The following is a 22,023-nucleotide window of genomic DNA, read 5'->3' on the forward strand; positions in this document are numbered from 1 at the left end:
CGCCGACGACGCGGCGCCCTTGCCGCACCGACGGTCCCGGGCGGTCCGAGGTGACCGCCCCCACATCGTTAGGCTGTGGGCATGGCGACGTTGTGGGCAATCAGTGATCTCCATGTCGCACATCGGGGAAACGAGCACATCGTCGATCAGCTGCGGCCCCAGAGCAGCGACGACTGGCTGATCGTGGCGGGCGACGTCGCCGAGCGCACCGACGACATCATCGACACGTTGCGCCGCCTGCGTGCGCGATTCCACACGGTGGTCTGGGTGCCCGGCAACCACGAGCTGTACACCACCGCGAAGGATCCGCTGCAGATCTTCGGGGTGGCACGCTACGACTACCTCGTGCAGGCCTGCCGTGACCTCGGTGTGGTGACCCCGGAGGACATCTACCCGCTGTTCGACCCGGGCGACGGGTCGCGGCCGGTGCGTGTGGTGCCGATGTTCCTGCTGTATGACTACACATTCCGCCCCGAGGGCACGTCCACCACGCTGACCGCCCTCGCACTCGCGCGGGAGCGCAACGTGGTCGCCACCGACGAGTTCTTGCTGTCGCCCGAACCGTACCCGACCCGCGACGCCTGGGGACGTTCCCGGATCGACTCCACCCGTGAGCGCCTCGACGCACTGGACCCATCGGAACCGACTGTCCTGATCAATCACTGGCCGCTGCGTCGTGAACCCACCGATGCGTTGATGTACCCCGAGTTCGCACTCTGGTGTGGCAGCGAACTGACTGCCGACTGGCACACCCGGTATCACGCGGCGTGTTGTGTGTACGGCCACCTGCACATCCCGCGGACCACCTGGTACGACGGTGTCCGGTTCGAGGAGGTGTCGGTCGGCTATCCGCGCGAATGGAAGCGGCGTGGTCTCCCGGACCCGTTGCTGCGAGCCATCATTCCCGACCCCGGGCTCACCGAGGACGACCTGCCCGGACACGGCGCGCGGTTCGAGCTGCCGCCAGACTACGAGCGCCGGGCCGAGGAGTTCGCACGACGCATCGCCGAGCGTCGCGAACGACGCGCCTCGCGGACGGGCACACGACGACAGGGGGAAGACCGGCAGTGATCGAGCAACTCGTGCCGAGCGGTGTGGCCGCGGCCGAGGCTTTCGAGGACCCACCGGGAATCGAGCCGATGGCTGCCGAGCGCTCGCTCATCGAACGTGCGGTGGAGAAACGCCGTCGTGAGTTCACCACCGCACGTCACTGCGCCCGGGAAGCGATGGGGCAGTTGGGCATCGCACCGACTCCGATCATGCGTGGTGAACGTGGTATGCCGGTGTGGCCCGAGCGCGTGGTCGGCAGTCTGACCCACTGCGACGGGTACCGTGCGGCCGTGGTCGCCTATGCGCTGCAGGTTCGGTCGCTCGGCATCGATGCCGAGCCGCATGACCGGCTGCCGGATGGGGTGCTCGAGCACACCAGCATCGCGGAGGAACGCGAGGTGTTGGCGACGCGACCGTCGGGCCTGCACTGGGATCGGCTGCTGTTCTGTGCCAAGGAGGCCACCTACAAGGCGTGGTTCCCGATCACCCAGCGGTGGCTGGGCTTCGAGGATGCCCACATCACGTTCGAGCAGACCGACTCGCAGGGCGGCACGTTCACGTCGCGGATCCTGATCGACGGCTCGGCGATCGACGGTGGCCGACCCCTCACCGAGCTGAGTGGTCGATGGCTGATCGACCGCGGACTGATCACGACGACGATCGCGCTGGTCTGACGTGGCAGACGCAACCATCGAGAACGCCGGGCTGGTCATCGTCGACAAAGATGCCGGGATGACGAGCCACGACGTCGTGTCGAAGTGCCGAAAGCTGTTCAACACGAGGCGGGTCGGGCATGCGGGCACGCTCGACCCGATGGCCACCGGCGTGTTGGTGATGGGGATCGAGCGAGCCACCAAACTGCTCGGGTTGCTGTCACTGACCACCAAGTCGTATGCCGCGACGATTCGCCTGGGTGCCGCCACCGACACCGACGATCGTGAGGGCGAGATCATCTCGCGGACCGACGCCGGCCATGTGGCCGACTCGGAGATCGTTGCGGGTGTGCACGCGTTGACCGGCGACATCGAGCAGGTCCCGGCGAAGGTGAGTGCCATCAAGGTCGACGGGCGCCGGGCGCACAGCCTCATGCGCACGGGGGCCGAGTTCGACCTGGCGTCACGTCCGGTCACCGTGTCGCGCTTCGAGATCCTCGCGATCCGGCGCGAGGACGACGGTTTCGTCGATGTGGACGTCGAGGTGGATTGTTCGGCCGGGACCTACATCCGGTCGCTGGCCCGCGACCTCGGCGCGGCGCTCGGCGTCGGCGGCCACCTGACGGCGCTGCGTCGGACCGCGGTCGGGCCGTTCACCTTGACACACGCACGGACGCTGGCGACGCTGACCGAGGGACCACAGCTGTCCCTGACCATCGACGAGGCGGCCAAGATCTCCTTCCCGCATCGCGACATCGACGCCGACGAGGCGGAGTCGATCAGCCAGGGGCGCTGGTTGACACCGGTGGGTCGCAAGGGGATCTACGTGGTGATCGATCCGTCCGGGCAGGCGATCGCGCTGGTCCAGGAGAAGGGGCGCCGCGCCAGCTCGGTCATGGTCGTCCGTCCCGCGACACTGCGCTGAGATGTCGGTGGCCGTCGACCTGACGGTGCGGGTGCCTCCCGGCCCGAAAACCGCCCTCGGCGGGCGCGCGGCCGGCGATATGCCGACTCCGGTGCTCTCCCGGGTGGTTTCGGGTGCGCGTCAGCTCTCCGACACGAGGAAGATCGCCCGGGCGGCGATGTCGCCGAGATCGATCCGGTCGTTACCGTCGACCGAGATCGAGATGGTGCCCGCGAACGGACGCTTCTCGACGACCCGCACGACCCGGTCGAGTGCCACCCCGACCTCGTCGAAATAGCGCAGCATCTCCGGATCATCATCGGAAATCCTTGCCACCGTGCCGCTTTCGTCGACGTCGAGATCGCACAAGAGCTTCGCGTCCGGACTGGGCACCGATCCGTCGATCGCCGGGATCGGGTCGCCGTGCGGATCGCGGCTCGGGAAACCGAGTTTCGCGTCCAGCCGTGACATCAGGCGGTCCGACACGGCATGTTCGAGGACCTCGGCCTCGTCGTGGACTTCGTCCCACCCGTATCCGAGTTCGCGCACCAGGAACGTCTCCAGCAGCCGGTGCCGGCGGACCATCAGGACCGCGGCCGCCCGGCCCTCGTCGGTCAGGGTGACCGCGCCGTAGCGCTCATGGGCGACCAGACCTTGGTCGGCGAGCTTGCGAATCGCCTCGGACGCCGTCGATGCGGACACCCCGAGGCGTTCGGCGAGCATCTTCGTGGTGACCTTGACGTCGGCCCACTCCTGGAGTGTCCAGATGACTTTGAGGTAGTCCTGGGTGACGCTGGACAGCTCCGTGACGGGCCGGTCGGCGGCGGGTGCCGGGTCTGGGGCGCCGGATTCTGGCTTGCCGGAATTGGCCGCGCGGGACTGGGGCATTCCTCGAGCTTAGGACGTGGGTCTCGCCAGAGCGAGACGGCCGGCGGTGTGTGCGGGCGTTGGATGTGTGTTCAATCAGACTCGAGCTGTACGAAACGCGCTGTTCAACACGGGGACCGGAAGTGGTTTGTTCCGGAGCCGGGCCGTAGGCTGGTGCGCGTGTTGCGTTGGCGAGGTCTCGAGGACATCCCCGCGGACTGGGGTCGGTGTGTGGTCACGATCGGTGTGTTCGACGGGGTCCATCGTGGACATGCGCAGTTGATCCATGCCGCCACCGAGGCCGCCGCCGCGCGTGGCGTGCCCGCGGTACTGATGACTTTTGATCCCCATCCTGCCGAAGTCGTTCGGCCCGGGACGCATCCGCCGCAGCTGACCACGTTGACGCGTCGTGCCGAGCTCGCCGAGCAGCTGGGTATCGACGTCTTCTGCGTGATGCCGTTCACCCCGGAACTCGCCGCGCGCTCGCCGAAGGATTTCGCTCACGACATCCTCGTCGAGACATTGCATGCGGCCGATGTCGTCGTCGGCGACAATTTCACCTTCGGCAAGAAGGCGGCCGGTGATGTCGCCAAGCTCGCCGAGCTCGGCCGTCTGTTCGGCTTCGAGGTGCAGGCGATCTCGTTGTTCGGTGAGCACGCGGTGACGTTCTCCTCGACCTACATCCGTTCGTGCGTGGCATCCGGCGACGTCGAGCTGGCGGCCGAGGCGCTCGGTCGACCGCATCGCGTCGAAGGGGTCGTGGTCCGCGGCGACGGTCGTGGTCGAGAACTCGGCTTCCCGACCGCCAACGTGGCGCCCCCGATGTATGCGGCCATCCCGGCCGACGGTGTGTATGCGGCGTGGTTCACCGTCCTCGGGGCCGGGCCGGTCGTCGGCCAGGTGGTGCCGGGCGAGCGGTATCAGGCGGCGGTGTCGGTCGGGACCAACCCCACGTTCTCCGGGCGCACGCGCACCGTGGAGGCGTTCGTCCTCGACACGAGCGCCGACCTCTACGGCCAGCACGTGGCGGTCGATTTCGTCGGACGCATCCGTGGAATGGTCAACTATCCCGACGTCGCGGATCTGATCACCGCGATCTCCGATGACGTCGAGGAGACCCGGCGGCGTCTGGCTGCGGCCGAGCAGGGGTGAGCAGCGGGCGAGCGTCGATTTGGGTGGGACGATCTGCGCTGGTAGATTGGACCGCTGGCGTTGCTGCGGTCCGCGGTGGCGCGCCAACCGTCCGGGCATCTGGGTAGATGCGGGCGGACTCGAGACGAGCGCGGGACTGAGAAACAGGAGTATCTCCATGGCTTTGACTGCCACCCAGAAGAAGGAAATCCTCACCGAGTACGGGCTGCACGAGACCGACACCGGTTCGCCCGAGGCGCAGGTCGCACTGCTCACCAAGCGCATCACCGACCTCACCGAGCACCTCAAGGAGCACAAGCACGATCACCACAGCCGTCGTGGACTGCTGCTGCTGGTCGGCCGTCGCCGTCGTCTGCTCAAGTACGTCGCGAAGGTCGACATCAACCGCTACCGCTCGCTGATCGAGCGCCTCGGTCTGCGTCGCTGATCGCGTCAACCGACTTCTCGGCCGTCCCCGCCACCGGCGGGGACGGCCGTGTCGTTTCTGCAGGCCAATCCGCAATGATAGGCTGACCAGTGATCGTTGCCGTGAAAGTCCTGCTGGACGTGACGAACGAGCAGATCGGTCCTCGGTAGTGGCCGCCGGAACCCGGCGATAGCAGGTTCCGGCCGCTTCGATCGAAGGCCGTCTGCGCACGACTCGGCGCGCATCTCGCGATCGCGCGCCCCGCACGACCGGCATTTCTCTCATGGCTCCGTTCCGGGTCGGTTCCTGCTCCCAGGCGCCGCCGCACTGTGTGGTGCGTGCCGCTGCGAGCCGATCCGCATTTGAGAACCCCAGCCGCCGGGACCCGGTGGGCTGACACGAAGGGACTTTGACAACCACATGACAGATGTGACCACCCCCGATATCGACTCGGACGTCGATTTCGACGACACCATCACCGAGGCGACCGCCGTCATCGACAACGGCAGCTTCGGTACCCGCACCATCCGATTCGAGACCGGGCGCCTCGCGCTGCAGGCCGCCGGATCGGTGACCGCGTACCTCGACGACGAGAACATGCTGCTCTCGACCACGGCGGCGTCCAAGGCGCCCAAGGAGCACTTCGACTTCTTCCCGCTGACCGTCGACGTCGAGGAGCGGATGTACGCCGCAGGCCGGATTCCGGGTTCGTTCTTCCGTCGCGAAGGTCGCCCGTCGACCGACGCGATCCTGACCTGCCGGCTGATCGACCGTCCGCTGCGCCCGTCGTTCGTCGACGGCCTGCGCAACGAGATCCAGGTCGTCGTCACCGTCATGTCGCTCAATCCGAACGACCTCTATGACGTCGTGGCGATCAACGCGGCATCGGCATCCACCCAGCTCGCCGGCCTGCCGTTCTCCGGCCCCGTCGGCGGTGTGCGCGTCGCGCTGATCCCGACCGAGGAGAACAAGGCCGGCCAGTGGGTGGCGTTCCCGACCGTCGAGCAGCTCGAAGGTGCCGTCTTCGACATGGTCGTCGCCGGACGCGTCGTCTCCGGTGAAGGCGATTCGGCCGACGTCGCGATCATGATGGTCGAGGCCGAGGCGACCGAGAACGTCATCGACATCATCGCCGGCGGCGCCCAGGCGCCGACCGAGACGATCGTCGCCGAGGGACTCGAGGCCGCCAAGCCGTTCATCGCGCGCCTGTGCGAGGCGCAGAAGTCGCTCGCCGAGGCCGCCGCGAAGGAGACCGGAGAGTTCCCGCTGTTCCCGCCGTACGAGAGCGACGTCTACGACGCCGTGTCCGGCGCCGCGACCGAACGCTTGAGCCAGATCCTCACGATCCCCGGCAAGCAGGAGCGCGACGAGAAGACCGACGAGCTCAAGGCCGACATCCTCGCCCAGCTCGGTGCGCAGTTCGAAGGCCGGGAGAAGGAGATCGGCGGTGCCTACCGCTCGCTGACCAAGAAGCTCGTCCGTCAGCGGATCCTGACCGACCATTTCCGCATCGACGGCCGCGGCATCACCGATATCCGGTCGCTCTCGGCCGAGGTCGCCGTGATTCCTCGGGCGCACGGAAGCGCGCTGTTCGAGCGTGGCGAGACCCAGATCCTGGGTGTCACCACTCTCGACATGGTCAAGATGGCCCAGCAGATCGACTCGCTCGGGCCCGAGACCAGCAAGCGCTACATGCACCACTACAACTTCCCGCCGTATTCGACCGGTGAGACGGGCCGTGTGGGCTCCCCGAAGCGTCGCGAGATCGGTCACGGTGCACTCGCCGAGCGTGCCCTGATGCCGGTGCTGCCGAGCGTCGAGGAGTTCCCGTACGCCATCCGTCAGGTCTCGGAGGCGCTGGGCTCCAACGGTTCCACCTCGATGGGTTCGGTGTGTGCCTCGACCATGTCGTTGCTCAACGCCGGTGTGCCGCTCAAGGCGCCGGTCGCGGGTATCGCGATGGGCCTGGTGTCCGACACCGTCGACGGCGAGACCCGGTACGTGGCGCTGACCGACATCCTCGGTGCCGAGGATGCGTTCGGCGACATGGACTTCAAGGTCGCCGGCACGAAGGACTTCGTCACCGCGCTGCAGCTCGACACCAAGCTCGACGGCATTCCGTCCCAGGTGCTGGCCGGTGCGCTGAGCCAGGCCAAGGACGCGCGGATGACCATTCTCGACGTGATGGCCGAGGCCATCGACGAGCCGGACGAGATGAGCCCGTACGCCCCGCGCGTGACCGCCATCAAGGTGCCCGTGGACAAGATCGGTGAGGTCATCGGCCCGAAGGGCAAGACCATCAACTCGATCACCGAGGAGACGGGCGCGAACATCTCCATCGAGGACGACGGCACGGTGTTCGTCGGCGCCACCGACGGGCCGTCGGCCCAGGCGGCGATCGACCGGATCAACGCCATCGCGAACCCGCAGCTGCCCAAGGTCGGCGAGCGGTTCCTCGGCACCGTGGTCAAGACCACCGCATTCGGTGCGTTCGTCTCGCTGCTCCCCGGTCGCGACGGCCTGGTCCACATCTCCAAGCTCGGTAAGGGCAAGCGGATCAACAAGGTCGAAGACGTCGTGAACGTCGGCAGCAAGCTGCGCGTCGAGATCGCCGACATCGACGATCGCGGCAAGATCAGCCTGGTGCCCGTCGACGAGGACACCGCTCCCGCCGACGACAAGGCCGAGGCCGCCACCGCCGACGCCTGATCGATCCAGCGACATCACGGCCCGCCACCCACACCCGGGTGGCGGGCCGTGTGCGTGTCGGGTGGATAGGCTGGTCGCGATCGACGTCCATCGAGCGGAGGAATGACGAGCGTGTCGGAGTCCGAACGGAGAGTCCCCGCCGACAAGCTCACCGTTGCGCGACGTCGGGAGCACGGTGGTGTGGCCGGAGGCACCGTTGACGACCTGGTGGTGACCGAACCCGTCGTCGGTTCGCCGACGATGACGGTGCGCGAGGCGGCGGCGCTGATGACGCAACGGCGACAGGACTACGTGCTGATCCCGTTGCGTGAGCACGGGTACGGAATGCTGACCGATGCCGACATCCGGGCGCGCGTCGTCGCGGCCGGGCGTGGGATCGACACCCCGGTGGGCGATCTGGTGACCGAGCCGGTCCCGGTCGTGTACCGGGACACCGCAGCGGTCGACGCCCTGACCGAGTTGCTCGATCGCGAGCTCACCGCGATGCCGGTCGTGGACCCCGCCGGCCGGGTGGTCGGTGTCGTTGCCGCGGCCGATTTCGTCGCCGCGCCGTCCGGACCGGGCATGTCCCTGCGCGGACAGGTGTCACGTGCCGCCAACGTCGACGATCTCCAGACGCGGGCCCGGCGCGTCCCGTATCTGATGGCCGACCTGCTCCGCCGCGGACAGCCCGTTCACGAGATCACCGCGGTGGCATCACTGATCCATGACGCCGTCGTCCGCCGGGCGCTCGTGCTCGTCCTCGATCGACATCCGGATCTCGACCCCGATGCGGTGACCTGGCTGTCGCTGGGCAGCAACGCCCGTCGGGAACCGGTGCTCACCTCCGACATGGACTCCGCGGTCTCCTTCGACGATGGAGTCGGTGATGACCGGGTTCCGCTGTACCGCGCTGCCTTCGCCGAGGTCGACGAGATCCTGCGTGGTGCCGGGATGGCGATCGACGAGAACGGTGCGATCGCGTCGAAGCCGTTGTTCGCGCGGACCCATGCCCAGTGGCGTGCGGCGGCGCGGAGTTGGATCGAGTCGCCGCTGGAGAACAAGGGCATGATCTTCACCTCCCTGTTGCTCGACGGACGTCCGATCTGGGGCGATCAGGGGCTGTCCGCGGTCGGGGAGGTGTTCGCCGACCTGCGATCCAATCCCGGCACGATGGGATTGCTGCTCGCGGAGGCGTTGTCCTACAAGGCGCGTTTCCGTTCGATGCGAGACGTCCTGGCTCGGCGGGGCGACACGTTCGACATCAAATCGCACGCCCTCACACCCTTGATCAATATCGCCCGCTGGGCGGCACTGTCTGTCGAGTCCACCGAGCTGGACACGCGATCGCGCCTGGCTGCCGCCCAGGGCAGTCCGATGCTGCCCGGGGATCAGGCGGCCGGCCTGATCGAGGTGTTCGACGTGCTGCAGCGGGTCCGGCTCGGCTACCAGGTCGCGCAGTTCGACCGCGGCGAGCCGGTGACGGACCTGCTGGACATGAAGAGGCTGTCCCCGTTGGACCGCAGCCTGCTCGCGCAGGCGGTTCGGGAGATCGCCGGCGTCCAGCGCCGGATGACGAACATGAGCCAATACCTGCCGGTCGCCGAGTAGACGAGCGGATTCGATCACATGTGCCTCATCCTGTTCGCCTGGAACGCCCATCCCGATCTCGGCCTCGTCGTGGCCGCGAACCGCGACGAGTACCACCGCCGCAAGACACGTGCACTGGCGCGCTGGTCGGATGTGCCCATCATCGCCGGGCGCGACGCGCTCGCCGGTGGGACGTGGATAGGTGTCAGCGCCGACGACCCCACGCGTGTCGCGATGGTGACCAACGTCCGAGCCGGCAAACCGGCCCCGCCCGGACCGCACTCACGCGGCGAACTACCGACCCAATTTCTTTCCGGCACCGACACTCCCGAGCGGTTCGCGCGGTGGGTGGCCGCACAGGGCGACCGGTATCAGCCGGTGAATCTGCTCGTGGCCGACCGGCACGAACTCTGGTGGGTGACCAACCATCCACGACTGCATGCCGAACGGGTCAGCGACGGTGTCCACGGGCTGTCCAACGGCCTTCTGGACAACGAGTGGCCGAAGGTGGCCGACGGACGGCGCAGGATGGCGGACCTGGTAGCGCAGGATCTCGGTACGCCGTCGGTCGAGCCGTATCTGGATCTGCTGTCGGACCGGCACCGGCCTCCGGATGAGCAATTACCGGACACCGGTGTCGGACTCGACCGTGAGCGCGATCTGTCGCCGATGTTCATCGACATGCGTGGTTACGGCACGCGGGCCTCGACGGTACTCAGAGTCGGCCGAGACGGCCACGGCGACATCACGGAGCGACGCTTCACCTGGCGGGGTCGTCGGCGTGGGACCACGACGATCCGGTTCTGAGATCCGGTCGCAGGTGGACTCTCTCGTGTCGCACGTGGTCTCGATACACGTCTCGCCTAGCGGCTTGACGCTACTCGACCAGCGGAAACGCCTCGCAGGTGTGAAGTCCTGCCGGTTGCAGAGTCGCGGGCGCGCACTCCCGGTGGTCGAGTCGTCGCGAGCCGCCAGGCGAGCGGCGTATCGAGACCTCGGGATAAGGCCTGCGGCTACGCCACGGGCGATGCCGCTACCGGGATGTCGAGTGCCGCACCGACCTCGGGTGTGAACAATTCGCCCGCGTGGGTGCTCAGGCCTGCGGCCAGAGAGGCATCGTCCCGGCACGCCTGCTCCCAGCCCTTGTCGGCAAGCCGCAGCACGTAGGGGAGCGTCGCCCCGGTGAGTGCGAGGGTTGAGGTGCGGGCGACGGTACCCGGCATGTTGGCGACGCAGTAGAAGACGGTGTCGTGCACCGTGAAGGTGGGATCGTCGTGCGTGGTGGGACGCGAGTCCTCGAAGCATCCGCCCTGGTCGATGGCGATGTCCACCAACACGGCGCCCGGCTTCATCTGCGCGACAAGGCTGTTGGGGACCAGGACCGGCGCCTTGGCACCCGGCACCAGGACGGCACCGATCACGAGGTCGGCCTTGCGGACGGCCTCGGCCAGAGCGAGCGCGGTGCTGTACCGGGTGTGGACCCGGCCCGCGAAGCGGGCGTCGATGGCACGCAGTTTGCTGATGTCGAGGTCGAACACAGTGACCTGTGCACCCATGCCGACGGCGATGGTGGCCGCGTTGACGCCGCTGACCCCACCGCCGATCACGACGACGTTCGCCGGTTCGGTACCCGGGACACCGCCCATGAGAACCCCGCGACCACCCTCGGACCGCATCAGGTGGTACGCGCCGACCTGCGGTGCGAGCCGACCGGCGACCTCGCTCATCGGTGCGAGCAGGGGTAGGGAGCCGTCGGCGGCGCGGACGGTCTCGTAGGCGATCGACGTGGTCTCGGACTCCAGCAAGGCCTCGGTGCACGGCCGGCTGGCCGCCAGGTGCAGGTAGGTGAACAGGGTCTGACCCTCGCACAGCAGCGGGTACTCGGATGCGATGGGTTCTTTGACCTTCAGAAGCAGATCGGCCTGCTCCCACACCTGCTCCGCGGTCGACAGGATCTGTGCGCCCGCCTCTTTGTACTCGTTGTCATGGATGGACGAACCCTCGCCGGCCCCCGCCTGGATCACGACCTCGTGGCCGCGATTGTGCAGTTCGGCGACCCCGGCCGGGGTGATGGCGACGCGGTACTCGTTGTTCTTGATCTCGGTGGGGATTCCGACGCGCATGACGGCTCTCCTGTGTGGTCGTGGGGCGCGGGCGTGTGTGATTTCAGCGTGAAGGAACATCGGAAATCACACAACATCTGTGCAGATAATTCTCTAGAATGGGCCTTTCTCGAAGATTGATCAGCGTGTGGAGGTTTGATGGCCGTTCAACCGAAGGATGTTCGGGCAGCCGACCAGCTGCTGGACGACACCGACCGGACACTGCTGCGCCTGCTGCAGACCGATGCCCGGATGCCCAACAGTGAATTGGCGACCCGCGCCGGGATCGCGGCGTCCACCTGCCACGGCCGGGTGCGTCGTCTCATCGACCTCGGCGTGATCCGCGGCTTTTTCGCCGACGTCGATCCGGCGTCGGTGGGCCGTCCGTTGCGGGCCATGGTGGCGGTCAGCCTGCAGGCCGACGCCCGCGGCGAGATCCGGCACTTCGTCGGCGAGATCGAACGTCACGACGAGGTCATCGACGTCTTCTTCTTGGCCGGTACCGACGACTATCTGCTTCACGTGGCCACCGCCGACACCGAGGCGCTGCGTCAGTTCGTGGAGATGCTCAACGCCCGGCGTGAGGTGGCCGGCACGACCACCTCACTCGTGTTCGAGCATCGCCGAGGTGGTGCGCCGATCTTCTGAACATCGACGCGCCATAGAATCGGCTCGACCACTGCTACGCGAACGAAGGGACTTCTCACGATGTCAGGCGATCTCCGGGTCGGAGTGCTAGGCAGTGGAGGCAAGGTGGGACAGGCCATCGTCGCCGCCGTCGAGGCCGCCGACGACCTCACCTACACGGTCGGCGTCGACAAGGGCGACCCGCTCGAATCCTTCACCGAATCGAACACCGCGGTGGTCGTCGACTTCACTCATCCGAGTGTGGTGATGGACAACCTGAAGTTCCTCATCCACAACGGCATCAATGCCGTCGTCGGCACCACCGGCTTCACCGACGAGCGATTGGACCAGGTGCGGGGTTGGCTTGCCGACAATCCTGGCGTTGGCGTGCTCATCGCACCGAACTTCGCGATCGGGGCGGTTCTGTCGATGCGTTTCGCCGCGCAGGCCGCACGCTTCTATGACTCGGTCGAGGTCATCGAGCTGCACCATCCACACAAGGCCGACGCGCCGTCGGGTACCGCGTACCGGACCGCGGCGCTGATCGCGCAGGCACGTGCGGACGCCGGCGTGGGCCCGAGCCCCGACGCGACGACCGACGAGCTCGACGGTGCGCGGGGAGCCGAGGTCGACGGCGTGCGCGTGCATTCGGTGCGCCTGGCCGGACTCGTCGCACACCAGGAGGTCATCCTCGGCACCGAGGGGGAGACCCTGACCATCCGGCACGACTCGCTCGACCGCACGTCCTTCGCGCCGGGCGTGCTGCTCGGGGTTCGGGAGATCGGCGGACGTCCGGGTCTGACGGTCGGTCTCGAACAGTTGATGGACCTCTGAGCCGGCGACGAACCCGCACCGACATGGCCGACCCGCAAAAACGTGACCCCCAGAAACGTGACCCACAGAAACGTGACCCACAGAAACGTGACGCCCGCCCGATCGTCTGGATGATCGGCTTCCTGGTGGTCGCGCTCATCGTGTACTTCGTCATCCTGGGCGAACGCGGCGTCGACCTGATCTCGTCGGGCACCGTGGCGGGTATCGGGATCGGTGTCGGTGTGCTGATCCTGCCGGTCATCGGCGCATGGCTGATCTTCGCGACGCTGCGCGCCGGCCTCGAGCATCAGCGGCTGGCCCGGATCATGGCGGAAGAGGGTCGCGAGCTCGATGTGTCCGACCTGCCGCGTCGACCGTCCGGGCGGATCGAACGCGATGCCGCCGACGAGCTGTTCGCGCAGGTCAAGGCCGAGTGGGAAGCCGATCCGTCCGATTGGCACAACACCTACCGGATCGCCCGGGCCTACGACTGCGCCGGGGACCGAAGCCGGGCCCGCCAGATGATGAAACGTGCGGTCGCGCAGTACAAGGGGGACGAGTGAGCACCCTGCTGGTCATCCACCACACGCCCTCACCCCACTGTCAGGAGATGTTCGAGGCGGTGATCTCCGGCGCGACCGATCCGGAGATCGAGGGGGTCGAGGTCGTACGGCGCGCGGCGCTGTCGGTGACGGCGACCGACATGCTGGCCGCCGACGGCTATCTGCTGGGTACGCCCGCCAACCTCGGTTACATCAGCGGCGCCCTCAAGCACGCCTTCGACAGCACGTACTACCAGATCCTCGACTCGACCCAAGGTCGTCCGTTCGGGCTGTACCTGCACGGGAACCAGGGGACCGAGGGAGCGGCCAAGGCCGTGGATGCGATCACCACCGGCCTGGGCTGGGTGAAGGCGGCCGAGTACGTGGTGGTGTCAGGAGCGCCGACCAAGGAGGACCGTGAAGCCTGCTGGGAGTTGGGCGCGACCGTTGCGGCCCAGCTGATGGAGTAGTCGGGTTCGAGGTCGGTCCGGTCGCACGCCCGCGCGGACGTGTGCGGTCCGCGCGTGTCGGTGAGGCTGGCGCGGGTCGGACGGGCTCGCGCGGGTCGTTGACCGCCCGCGCAAGCACGCTGGACCCGCGGCCACAAGCACGACCCGCGTGCGCGGACCGGCAGACCGGGCGGCGATGCGCGGCGCTGCTGCCGACGGCCTCTAGACTGACACCGTGACCACGGCCATCCGAGACATCACACCTGCGGGCGACATCCCGACGCCCTACGAGGATCTGCTGCGGTTGGTTCTCGAGTCGGGAACGCCCAAGTCCGATCGCACCGGCACGGGGACCCGCAGTCTGTTCGGTCATCAGCTGCGCTACGACCTCGCTGAGGGTTTCCCGCTGATCACCACCAAGAAGGTGCACCTCAAGTCGATCGTCTACGAGTTGCTGTGGTTCCTGCGGGGTGACTCGAATGTGCGCTGGTTGCAGGAGCGCGGGGTGACAATCTGGGATGAGTGGGCCGACGCCGACGGCGACCTCGGTCCGGTCTACGGGGTTCAGTGGCGCAGTTGGCCGACCCCGTCGGGGGATCACATCGACCAGATCTCGGCCGCCCTCGACCTCCTGAAGTCCAATCCCGACTCGCGCCGCAACATCGTCTCCGCCTGGAACGTCGGCGAGATCCCGCAGATGGCGCTGCCGCCGTGTCACGCGTTCTTCCAGTTCTATGTGGCCGACGGCAGACTCTCGTGCCAGCTCTACCAGCGCAGCGCCGACCTCTTTCTCGGTGTCCCGTTCAACATCGCGTCCTACGCGCTGCTGACCCACATGATGGCCCAGCAGGCCGACCTCGAGGTCGGCGAGTTCGTCTGGACCGGCGGTGACTGCCACATCTACGACAATCACGTGGAGCAGGTCCGCCGCCAACTGTCGCGTCAGCCGTATCCCTACCCGAAACTCGAACTGCGGCATCGTGATTCGATCTTCGACTACGAGTTCGACGACATCGCTGTTCTCGACTACCGATCGCACCCGGGGATCAAGGCCCCGGTCGCAGTCTGATGGCCACCACCGTCACACTCGTCTGGGCGCAGGATCGCGTCGGGGCGATCGGGCGCGCCAACACGATTCCGTGGCATGTGCCCGAGGACATGCGGCGATTCCGGGAGCTGACCGGCGGCGGCCCGGTCGTGATGGGGCGTCGAACGTGGGAGTCGCTGCCGCCGCGGTTCCGACCGTTGCCGGGGCGTCGCAACGTCGTGGTCAGCCGTTCGGGTGCCTTTGTCGCCGACGGCGCCGAGGTCGTCCACACCGTCGAGGAGGCACTCGATCTGATCGACGGGCCGGTCGCGGTCATCGGCGGCGGCCAGATCTACGAGATGGCGATCGGGTTGGCCACCCACCTGCGCATCACCGAGATCGACATGCTGGTCGACGCCGCTGATGCCTTCGCCCCGGAGATCGACCCCTATGCGTGGGATGCCGCGGATATGGGGGACTGGCAGACGTCCTCGACCGGTATCCGGTACCGGTTCGTCGACTACGTGCGGCACGCCCTCGTTCGCGGATGAGTCGCGACCTCTCGGCCACGCAGGCTCGGCGGATCGCCCTCGCTGCACAGGGATTCACCGACAAACCGCCTGCCGCAGCACCCACCACGACGCATCTGCGCCGGGTCGTCGGGCGCACCGGACTGTTGCAGATGGACTCGGTGAACATTGTCGTGCGGGCACACTACATGCCGATGTTCAGTCGCGTCGGACCCTACGACCGTGACCTTCTCGAACGTGCCGCGTGGCGACCGCGGCGCGGCAACCGGCTCCTCGTCGAGTACTGGGCGCATGAGGCCGCCCTGATACCCATCGACGACTGGCCGCTGTTCGGTTGGCGTAGAGACGAATTCAGAGACGGGCGATACCGCTACACGCGCGACGTCATGCGACGCAGCCGAGACCTGGCACGCGACGTCCACGACGTCATTCTCGACGCCGGGCCGAGCACACCGAAACAGATCGAGGATCGGCTCGGCATCGAACGTCCCGCCGGGGTGCCCGGCGGATGGTGGCATCGCGGTGAGGTCAAGCATGTGTGCGAGGCGATGTTCGCCGCCGGTGACCTGTCCGCCGTGCGGAACGGGAATTTCGTCCGGCAGTACGATCTCGCCGAACGGGTCATCGGTGAGGACATCGCGGGCCGGCAACTCGACAAGGTCGACGCCCACCGCGAGTTGACGGCGCGGGCGGCAAGGTCATTGGGAGTGGCGACGCTCGCCGACCTCGCCGACTACTACCGGATGAAGACGGCGGACGTCCGGCCCGCGGTCGACGCTCTGGTCGAGGCCGGTGCGTTGACACCGGCGACCGTCGAAGGATGGCGCGACCAGGCCTACCTCGATGCCCAGGCGGTCGTGCCACGAAAGGTGGATCGCACCGCGATCCTCTCGCCGTTCGATCCGTTGGTGTTCTACCGGCCGCGCGCCGAACGGCTCTTCGACTTCCACTACCGGATCGAGATCTACGTACCCGAGCACAAGCGGGTGCACGGCTACTACGTGCTGCCCTACCTGATGGGCGACGACATCGCCGGCCGCGTCGACCTCAAGGCGGACCGCAAGTCCGGGGCGCTTCTGGTCCTGGGTGCCTACGTCGAGGAGGGGCGATCCACAGTGGCTGTTGCCGAACGACTCTCGGCCGATCTGCGGGAGATGGCGAAGTGGCTGGGCCTCGACCGGGTCGAGGTGGGTGACCGTGGCGATCTCGCCGCCGCACTGGGCGGCGAGATCGGCTCGGGGTGACCGCTCAGGCGATGCGTACGACCATCTTGCCGGTGTTCTCGCCACGCATCAGGCCGAGGAACGCGTCGACCGCATTGTCGATGCCGTCCACCACGGTCTCGTCGTGCACCACATCGCCGGCCGCAAACCACTGACTCATCGTCTCGGTGAACTCGCCGAGCTTGTCGAAGTGATGGCCGATGGTGAACCCGGTCAGCGTCAGGCCGCGGGTGATGATGTTCGCCATGTTCCGCGGCCCCGGCGTGGGGGTCGTGCTGTTGTACTGCGCGATCGCACCGCACAGGGCCGCCCGTCCGCCGTCGTTGAAGGAGTCGAGTGCCGCCTCGAGATGATCGCCGCCGACGTTGTCGAAGTAGACGTCGATCCCGTCCGGTGCGGCCTCGCGCAGCTGTTTGCGAACCGACGGTTCGTCCTTGTAGTTGAAGGCCGTGTCGTAACCGTAGCGGTCGGTGAGCAGGGCGACCTTCTCGGCCGAGCCGGCTGAACCGATGACCCGCTTGGCGCCCTTGAGGCGGGCGATCTGACCGGCGGCGGTACCGACCGCGCCTGCGGCGCCCGAGATGAAGACGGTGTCACCCGGCCGCATCCCGGCGATGGTCAACAGCCCGACGTACGCGGTCAGGCCGGTCATGCCGAGCATGCCCAGATAGACCGACGTCGAGACGCCCGCGGGTGGCTCCGGGAGAGTACGGAAACCGCCGGCGTCCTCCTGCACCACATCACGCCAGCCGTACTGGTGGGTCACCAGAGCTCCGACCGGGAGGCTGTCGACGGTGGTCTCGACGACCCGACCGACGGCACCGCCGGTCATGGTCTCGTCGAGTACGAACGGCGGTATGTAGCTGCGGGCGTCGACCATCCGACCGCGCATGTAGGGGTCCACCGAGATGAACTCGTTGACCACACGGACCTGGCCGGGCTCGAGTTCGCCGTACTCGACCTCGACCGTGCGGAAGTCCTCGGAGCTGGGCCAGCCGGTCGGCCGGTTCACGAGCTGGATCTGGGTGCTGGTCTGAGACATCACTGCCTTTCGGGTCGATCGGTCAGTATTTTGAACTGATCGTTACACAATACGGCTATACTCGACCACGACACAACCAACGAGGCCACGCACGGAGGTGAGCATGGGTCGCAGACCGGGGTACGACACCGCCGAGGTCGTCGCCGCTGCGCGGAATCTCTTCTGGAAGAGGGGTTTCGACGCGGTATCGGTGGCCGATGTGGAACAGGCCACCGGATTGTCCCGGTCCAGCCTCTACAACGCGTTCGGGAGCATGCGAGGTCTGTTCGATGTCGCGGTACAGGACTATCTCGACATCGTCGTCCGTCCACGCCTGCGCCCCTTTCGGGCCGACGCGGTGGCTCCCGAAGCGCTCGGCGACTATCTGACCGGCCTCGCGCACGCGATGTCTGTCCTGGGTGACGAGGGTGGTGAGCCGACCGGATGCCTGCTCGTCGGGACCGCGGCCACCTCGCTCGGCGACGACCGCGCGGTCCGGGATGTGATCGCCGCCTATCACGCCGAACTGATCGAGGCGCTCACCGCCGGTGTCCGGGCACGATTCCCGGAGGCCGACGGCGAGGCGGTGGCCGCACGTTCGTCGTCGATTGCCGGCGCTGTCATCGCCGCGATGACGCTGGCCCGGGTGAACATCGCAGAGGCGCTCCGCCTGCTTGACGTGACCGCGGCCGCTGTCGCCGTTGACGGGTGTTGACGCCGGTCAACCCAGCGACGCGGCCGCCTCGTCGGGATGACATGCTCGTGTGCGACACGCGAAGGCGGACGTATCCGACAGGAGGCTGAGATGGCGGTTTCGTATCAGGACAAGGACTACCGCTTGGTGATGTTCGATCTCGACGACACCCTGGCGCCGTCCAAGAGCCCGATGGCCGACGACATGCTCGCTCTCATGCGCCGCATGCTCGACCGCAGCCTGGGCTGCATCATCTCCGGAGGCCGGTTCGAGCAGTTCGACACTCAGGTTCTCGCGCGGCTCGGGGAGTTCGACGCCATCGGAAACCTGCATCTGATGCCCACGTGCGGCACCCAGTACGTGCGATGGTCGGGCAGCGAGTGGGAGACCGTCTACGCCGAATACCTGACCGACGAGGAGAAGAAGCGCACCCTCGAGGTCCTCGAAACAGGTGCGAAGGAACTCGGCTTGTGGGAGGCGAAGACCTGGGGCCCGATCCTGGAGGACCGGGGCAGCCAGATCACCTTCAGCGCGCTCGGCCAGTCGGCGCCGGTCGACGCGAAGGCGGACTGGGATCCGGATGGCGCGAAGAAGGAGGCCCTGCGCGCGTACGGTGCCGAACGCCTGCCTGATCTCGAGGTGCGCAGCGGTGGTTCCACATCCGTCGACGTGACCAGGAAGGGCATCGACAAGGCATACGGCGCCCGGAAGCTGATGGACATCCTCGGGCTCGGCGTCGACGACATCCTCTTCTTCGGCGACCGGCTCGACGAGGGCGGCAACGACCGTCCGGTGAAGGATCTCGGCATCGAGTCGATCGCCGTCGACGGGTGGAAGGACACTTACGCGAAGTTGTCGGCGATCGTCGACGGCTGACCACCCGCTTCGGTGACGGGGGACCGGTCGTCGGTACAGGGTGGCGCCGACGATGCCGACCCCGTCGGTCCTACGGGCGGACGAGTAGCCCTGCCTTCAGCGCCTCGATGTCGGACTGGGTGAGGCCCAATCCCTTTCGCACATAACCGTCGAAACTGCCATAGGTCGACTCGGCGGCGGCGAACGACGCCCGCAGCCACGAGATGTTCACGCCGTTGAGCGGATCGTTCGTGGTGCTGTGGCGAAATGTGTTGCTGGCGAGATAATCCTGTTCGACGGTGGCACGGTCGACTCCCAGGATGGTGAGCAGGACCGCCGATGCCCAACCGGTGCGGTCCTTGCCGGCGGAGCAGTGGTAGAGAACGGTGTCGCCCTTGGTGGCGGTGATCTCGATGTCCAGCAGGGTCTTCCGGAACGCCTGGCGTGCGGCCGGGTCTGTGACGAACGCGCGATAGGACGCATTCATGTCGAACAGGCTCGTGGGTGGCTGCGAGCCCAGGACGTCGAAGGACTTCAGAGTCGCCCCTGCCACCGTTCGATCCGGTTGGAGTGCGCGCTCGATCTGGGTGCGGAAGTCGACGATCGACGTCACGTGCGCGGCCGCCAGTTTCGCCTGATCGGCCGACGTGATCGACGTCAGGTTGTCGCTACGGATCACCCGCCCGTTGATCGCATGCCCGTCCACGGTGCGGTAGGCGGTGAACGTGCGGGTGTTCTGGGTGCCGGCGAGGTCGAACGCCGCTGGTGCGGGGATCGTCTGTGTCGGGACCGCCGATGCCGGGGCGAGCGTGGTCGTTGCCACCGTGGGAGCACCGACGACCACAAGGGCGGTAACGGTACCCATGAGACGTCGGGTGACGGGGTGGGCGTGGCGAGAACGGTTCATCTCGGACCTTTCGTGCTGCGGAAACGTGGTGCGACGAGCCGACGCGGACGACGTGCCGGTCGACATCGTGGTCGGAGGTGTCAGTCGACCGGACCGGCGACTGACTGTACGCGTTGGGTTCCCGACCTCACGCGGAAGGATCGGGCGTGGTAGCGGGCTGTCTGCGGGTCGGTCTTGTCGGCGAGGAAGTACCAGTCCATCTGGGCCGCGGCGGGCGTCACCGTGAGCACTGCGTATCCGTGTGCATCGAAGTCGTTCCATCGAACGTGGCGGTTGGCCGTCATGATCGCCGCGGGTACCGCATTGCCGACGGTGTGCTCGGGCACCTTGAGGATGTCGTCGATGTTGGATGACGTCACCGACGGCACCACCAGCTCGGTGGCCACTGATTCGGCGGCGGGATAGTCGGTCGCGTCAACCGGTATGTCGCAGGCCCAGGAGGAGTGGATGTCGCCGGTGATGAAGACCACGTTGTCGACGCCATGGTCGCGAATCTGTCGGAGGAGTCGTCGCCGGTCGGCGGTGTAGCCGTCCCACTGGTCGGCGTTGTACGGCACCCCGGCTGCAGGCAATCCGAGCATCTCGGTGAGCGCCGCGGTGTTCCGGGGATCGAGTGGCGGGATGAGCACAGGCGAGATCATCACCGGGTTGCCGACGATCTGCCAGCGTGTTGTCGACGACGTCAGACCACCAGTGAGCCAACGCATCTGGTCGGCACCGGTGATACTGCGACGTGGGTCGTCGATGCGCCGCGAGGTGGCCGACACCTGCCGGTCGCGGTAGGTGCGCAGGTCGAGCATCGACAGTTCGAGCAGCCGACCATAACGGAGTCGGCGGTAGAGGTGTCGACCGTTGCCCACGGCGTCGGGACGCACCGGCATCCACTCGAAGTAGGCTCTCTCCGACGCGGCCTTGCGGGCAGTCCACGGTCCCTCGCTCGGGTCATGGTTCTCCGCGCCGCCGGCCCACGAGTCGTTGGCGGATTCGTGGTCATCCCAGGTGCAGATCCACGGGAGCAGCCGATGCAACTCGACGAGGTCGGGATCGGTCTTGTACGTGCCATGCCGAATTCGGTAGTCGCGCAGCGTCACCGTCTCATTGGCCGGTTCGACACGCCGGACGGTGCCGGACTTACCGGTGTAACCACCGGTTTCGTACTCGTAGAAGTAGTCGCCGAGGTGGACGATGGCGGCGAGGTCGCGGTGTGCCCGCAGGTGGCGGTAGGCGGCGAAATAGCCGGCCTCCCAGTTGGAACAGGAAACCACGCCGAAGCGCACCCGGGAGATCTCGGCGCCGGCTGCCGGTGCGGTGCGGGTATGTCCCACGGCGGAGACGGCGCCCGCCGCAGATCCCGACTGGCTTCGGAATCGGTACGCGTACCGTGTGTCGGGCGCCAACCCGGTGACGTCGACCTTCACCGTGTGGTCGGACGCGGCCGAGGTCGAGACGGTTCCCGAGGCGGCGATCTGTGTGAACGACGTGTCGCGTGCGATCTCCCAGGCCACATCGGTGGCGGGTCCCAGCCCCGAACCCGGTTGCGCCGCCGCGGTGGGCGTCACGCGTGTCCAGAGGATGACTCCGTCGGGCAGGGGGTCGCCGGACGCCACGCCGTGCGCGAACACCTGCTCAGCTCTTCTCGGAGCGGCCGTGGCACGACCGGCCACGACGACCGGCAGTGCCGCGCCGGTGGCGGCGATGCCGGAGCGCAGGAAGGCCCGGCGGGGAGTGCCCGCCCGCGGGCCCTGCGGGCGGTCTGGATGAGCGGACATGAATCCCCCGAATCTGTGGTCACCGGTTCTCTGGAGCCTATGGCCTGAGTGCCGGTGGCTGCTGACACATCGCCGATCATCATGCGGCATACGAAGCGGTGGAAGCGAGCGCCTGCATCATGGGTCCGCTCGGCCGCGCTGGCGCTTTGCCGTC

At 67.2% G+C, this 22,023-nt stretch carries 22 protein-coding genes; 17 read left to right on the forward strand and 5 right to left on the reverse strand.

Annotated elements, in window-relative coordinates; genetic code table 11:
- Positions 1-81 precede the first annotated feature (81 nt).
- Genes ACVT6V_RS16740 through truB form a run of 3 tightly spaced genes read left to right on the forward strand, consistent with a single transcriptional unit; the run spans position 82 to position 2,628 of the window.
- Positions 82-1,071: a metallophosphoesterase family protein gene (locus ACVT6V_RS16740; protein WP_489894674.1), complete on the forward strand. Its 990-nt coding sequence runs from the start codon at positions 82-84 to the stop codon at positions 1,069-1,071.
- A complete protein-coding gene (locus tag ACVT6V_RS16745) occupies positions 1,068-1,724 on the forward strand; it encodes a 4'-phosphopantetheinyl transferase family protein (RefSeq protein WP_489894676.1) in 657 nt (218 codons plus the stop codon). The genes ACVT6V_RS16740 and ACVT6V_RS16745 overlap by 4 nt, the downstream gene beginning before the upstream one ends.
- Position 1,725: 1 nt before the next feature.
- Positions 1,726-2,628 carry a tRNA pseudouridine(55) synthase TruB gene (truB, locus tag ACVT6V_RS16750; RefSeq protein WP_489894678.1) on the forward strand — a complete coding sequence of 301 codons (903 nt, stop codon included), beginning with the start codon at positions 1,726-1,728 and terminating at the stop codon, positions 2,626-2,628.
- 120 nt (positions 2,629-2,748) lie between these two features.
- On the opposite strand, the gene ACVT6V_RS16755 is transcribed toward truB, so the two are convergent.
- Entirely contained in the window at positions 2,749-3,495 is a 747-nt protein-coding gene (locus tag ACVT6V_RS16755) for a metal-dependent transcriptional regulator (protein ID WP_489894680.1), read from the reverse strand.
- A gap of 159 nt (positions 3,496-3,654) precedes the next feature.
- Between ACVT6V_RS16755 and ACVT6V_RS16760 the strand changes: the two genes are divergently transcribed.
- From ACVT6V_RS16760 to ACVT6V_RS16780, 5 genes are all read left to right on the forward strand, one after another.
- Positions 3,655-4,626 carry a bifunctional riboflavin kinase/FAD synthetase gene (locus ACVT6V_RS16760; RefSeq protein WP_489894682.1) on the forward strand — a complete coding sequence of 324 codons (972 nt, stop codon included), beginning with the start codon at positions 3,655-3,657 and terminating at the stop codon, positions 4,624-4,626.
- Between the two features lie 157 nt (positions 4,627-4,783).
- Positions 4,784-5,053 (forward strand): 30S ribosomal protein S15, encoded by a 270-nt coding sequence (gene rpsO, locus ACVT6V_RS16765; protein ID WP_489894684.1) that lies wholly within the window; start codon positions 4,784-4,786, stop codon positions 5,051-5,053.
- Between the two features lie 399 nt (positions 5,054-5,452).
- Positions 5,453-7,741, forward strand: coding sequence for a polyribonucleotide nucleotidyltransferase (locus tag ACVT6V_RS16770; RefSeq protein WP_489894686.1), 2,289 nt, complete (start codon positions 5,453-5,455; stop codon positions 7,739-7,741).
- A gap of 102 nt (positions 7,742-7,843) precedes the next feature.
- A complete protein-coding gene (locus ACVT6V_RS16775; protein ID WP_489894688.1) occupies positions 7,844-9,331 on the forward strand; it encodes a putative nucleotidyltransferase substrate binding domain-containing protein in 1,488 nt (495 codons plus the stop codon).
- Between the two features lie 18 nt (positions 9,332-9,349).
- Positions 9,350-10,117 (forward strand): NRDE family protein, encoded by a 768-nt coding sequence (locus ACVT6V_RS16780; protein WP_489894690.1) that lies wholly within the window; start codon positions 9,350-9,352, stop codon positions 10,115-10,117.
- A 206-nt stretch (positions 10,118-10,323) separates the two neighbouring features.
- Here ACVT6V_RS16780 and ald read toward each other — a convergent pair whose 3' ends face one another.
- Positions 10,324-11,433, reverse strand: a complete 1,110-nt coding sequence (ald, locus tag ACVT6V_RS16785) for an alanine dehydrogenase (protein ID WP_489894692.1) — start codon at positions 11,431-11,433, stop codon at positions 10,324-10,326.
- A gap of 138 nt (positions 11,434-11,571) precedes the next feature.
- Between ald and ACVT6V_RS16790 the strand changes: the two genes are divergently transcribed.
- The 7 genes from ACVT6V_RS16790 to ACVT6V_RS16820 all read left to right on the forward strand — a co-directional run bounded on the left by ACVT6V_RS16790 (position 11,572) and on the right by ACVT6V_RS16820 (position 16,644).
- Positions 11,572-12,060: an Lrp/AsnC family transcriptional regulator gene (locus ACVT6V_RS16790; protein WP_489894694.1), complete on the forward strand. Its 489-nt coding sequence runs from the start codon at positions 11,572-11,574 to the stop codon at positions 12,058-12,060.
- Between the two features lie 60 nt (positions 12,061-12,120).
- Positions 12,121-12,873, forward strand: a complete 753-nt coding sequence (dapB, locus tag ACVT6V_RS16795; protein WP_489894696.1) for a 4-hydroxy-tetrahydrodipicolinate reductase — start codon at positions 12,121-12,123, stop codon at positions 12,871-12,873.
- A 23-nt stretch (positions 12,874-12,896) separates the two neighbouring features.
- On the forward strand, positions 12,897-13,415 hold the full coding sequence (locus ACVT6V_RS16800; RefSeq protein ID WP_489894698.1) for a hypothetical protein: 519 nt from the start codon (positions 12,897-12,899) through the stop codon (positions 13,413-13,415).
- A gap of 47 nt (positions 13,416-13,462) precedes the next feature.
- Positions 13,463-13,864: a flavodoxin family protein gene (locus tag ACVT6V_RS16805; protein ID WP_489900850.1), complete on the forward strand. Its 402-nt coding sequence runs from the start codon at positions 13,463-13,465 to the stop codon at positions 13,862-13,864.
- A gap of 214 nt (positions 13,865-14,078) precedes the next feature.
- Complete coding sequence (locus tag ACVT6V_RS16810) at positions 14,079-14,912, forward strand: thymidylate synthase (protein ID WP_489894700.1); 834 nt, start codon at positions 14,079-14,081, stop codon at positions 14,910-14,912.
- Positions 14,912-15,421 carry a dihydrofolate reductase gene (locus ACVT6V_RS16815; RefSeq protein WP_489894702.1) on the forward strand — a complete coding sequence of 170 codons (510 nt, stop codon included), beginning with the start codon at positions 14,912-14,914 and terminating at the stop codon, positions 15,419-15,421. The genes ACVT6V_RS16810 and ACVT6V_RS16815 overlap by 1 nt, the downstream gene beginning before the upstream one ends.
- Entirely contained in the window at positions 15,418-16,644 is a 1,227-nt protein-coding gene (locus tag ACVT6V_RS16820; protein ID WP_489894704.1) for a winged helix-turn-helix domain-containing protein, read from the forward strand. The genes ACVT6V_RS16815 and ACVT6V_RS16820 overlap by 4 nt, the downstream gene beginning before the upstream one ends.
- Positions 16,645-16,648: 4 nt before the next feature.
- On the opposite strand, the gene ACVT6V_RS16825 is transcribed toward ACVT6V_RS16820, so the two are convergent.
- Positions 16,649-17,665 (reverse strand): NADP-dependent oxidoreductase, encoded by a 1,017-nt coding sequence (locus ACVT6V_RS16825; RefSeq protein ID WP_489894706.1) that lies wholly within the window; start codon positions 17,663-17,665, stop codon positions 16,649-16,651.
- Between the two features lie 103 nt (positions 17,666-17,768).
- Between ACVT6V_RS16825 and ACVT6V_RS16830 the strand changes: the two genes are divergently transcribed.
- Positions 17,769-18,359, forward strand: a complete 591-nt coding sequence (locus tag ACVT6V_RS16830) for a TetR/AcrR family transcriptional regulator (RefSeq protein ID WP_489894708.1) — start codon at positions 17,769-17,771, stop codon at positions 18,357-18,359.
- 90 nt (positions 18,360-18,449) lie between these two features.
- Positions 18,450-19,214, forward strand: coding sequence for an HAD-IIB family hydrolase (locus ACVT6V_RS16835; RefSeq protein WP_489894710.1), 765 nt, complete (start codon positions 18,450-18,452; stop codon positions 19,212-19,214).
- Positions 19,215-19,284: 70 nt separating this feature from the next.
- On the opposite strand, the gene ACVT6V_RS16840 is transcribed toward ACVT6V_RS16835, so the two are convergent.
- Positions 19,285-20,058 (reverse strand): tyrosine-protein phosphatase, encoded by a 774-nt coding sequence (locus ACVT6V_RS16840; protein WP_489894712.1) that lies wholly within the window; start codon positions 20,056-20,058, stop codon positions 19,285-19,287.
- Between the two features lie 122 nt (positions 20,059-20,180).
- Positions 20,181-21,869 carry an alkaline phosphatase D family protein gene (locus tag ACVT6V_RS16845; protein WP_489894714.1) on the reverse strand — a complete coding sequence of 563 codons (1,689 nt, stop codon included), beginning with the start codon at positions 21,867-21,869 and terminating at the stop codon, positions 20,181-20,183.
- Between the last annotated feature and the right edge of the window lie 154 nt (positions 21,870-22,023).

Source organism: Gordonia sp. LMA167 (assembly GCF_058130025.1).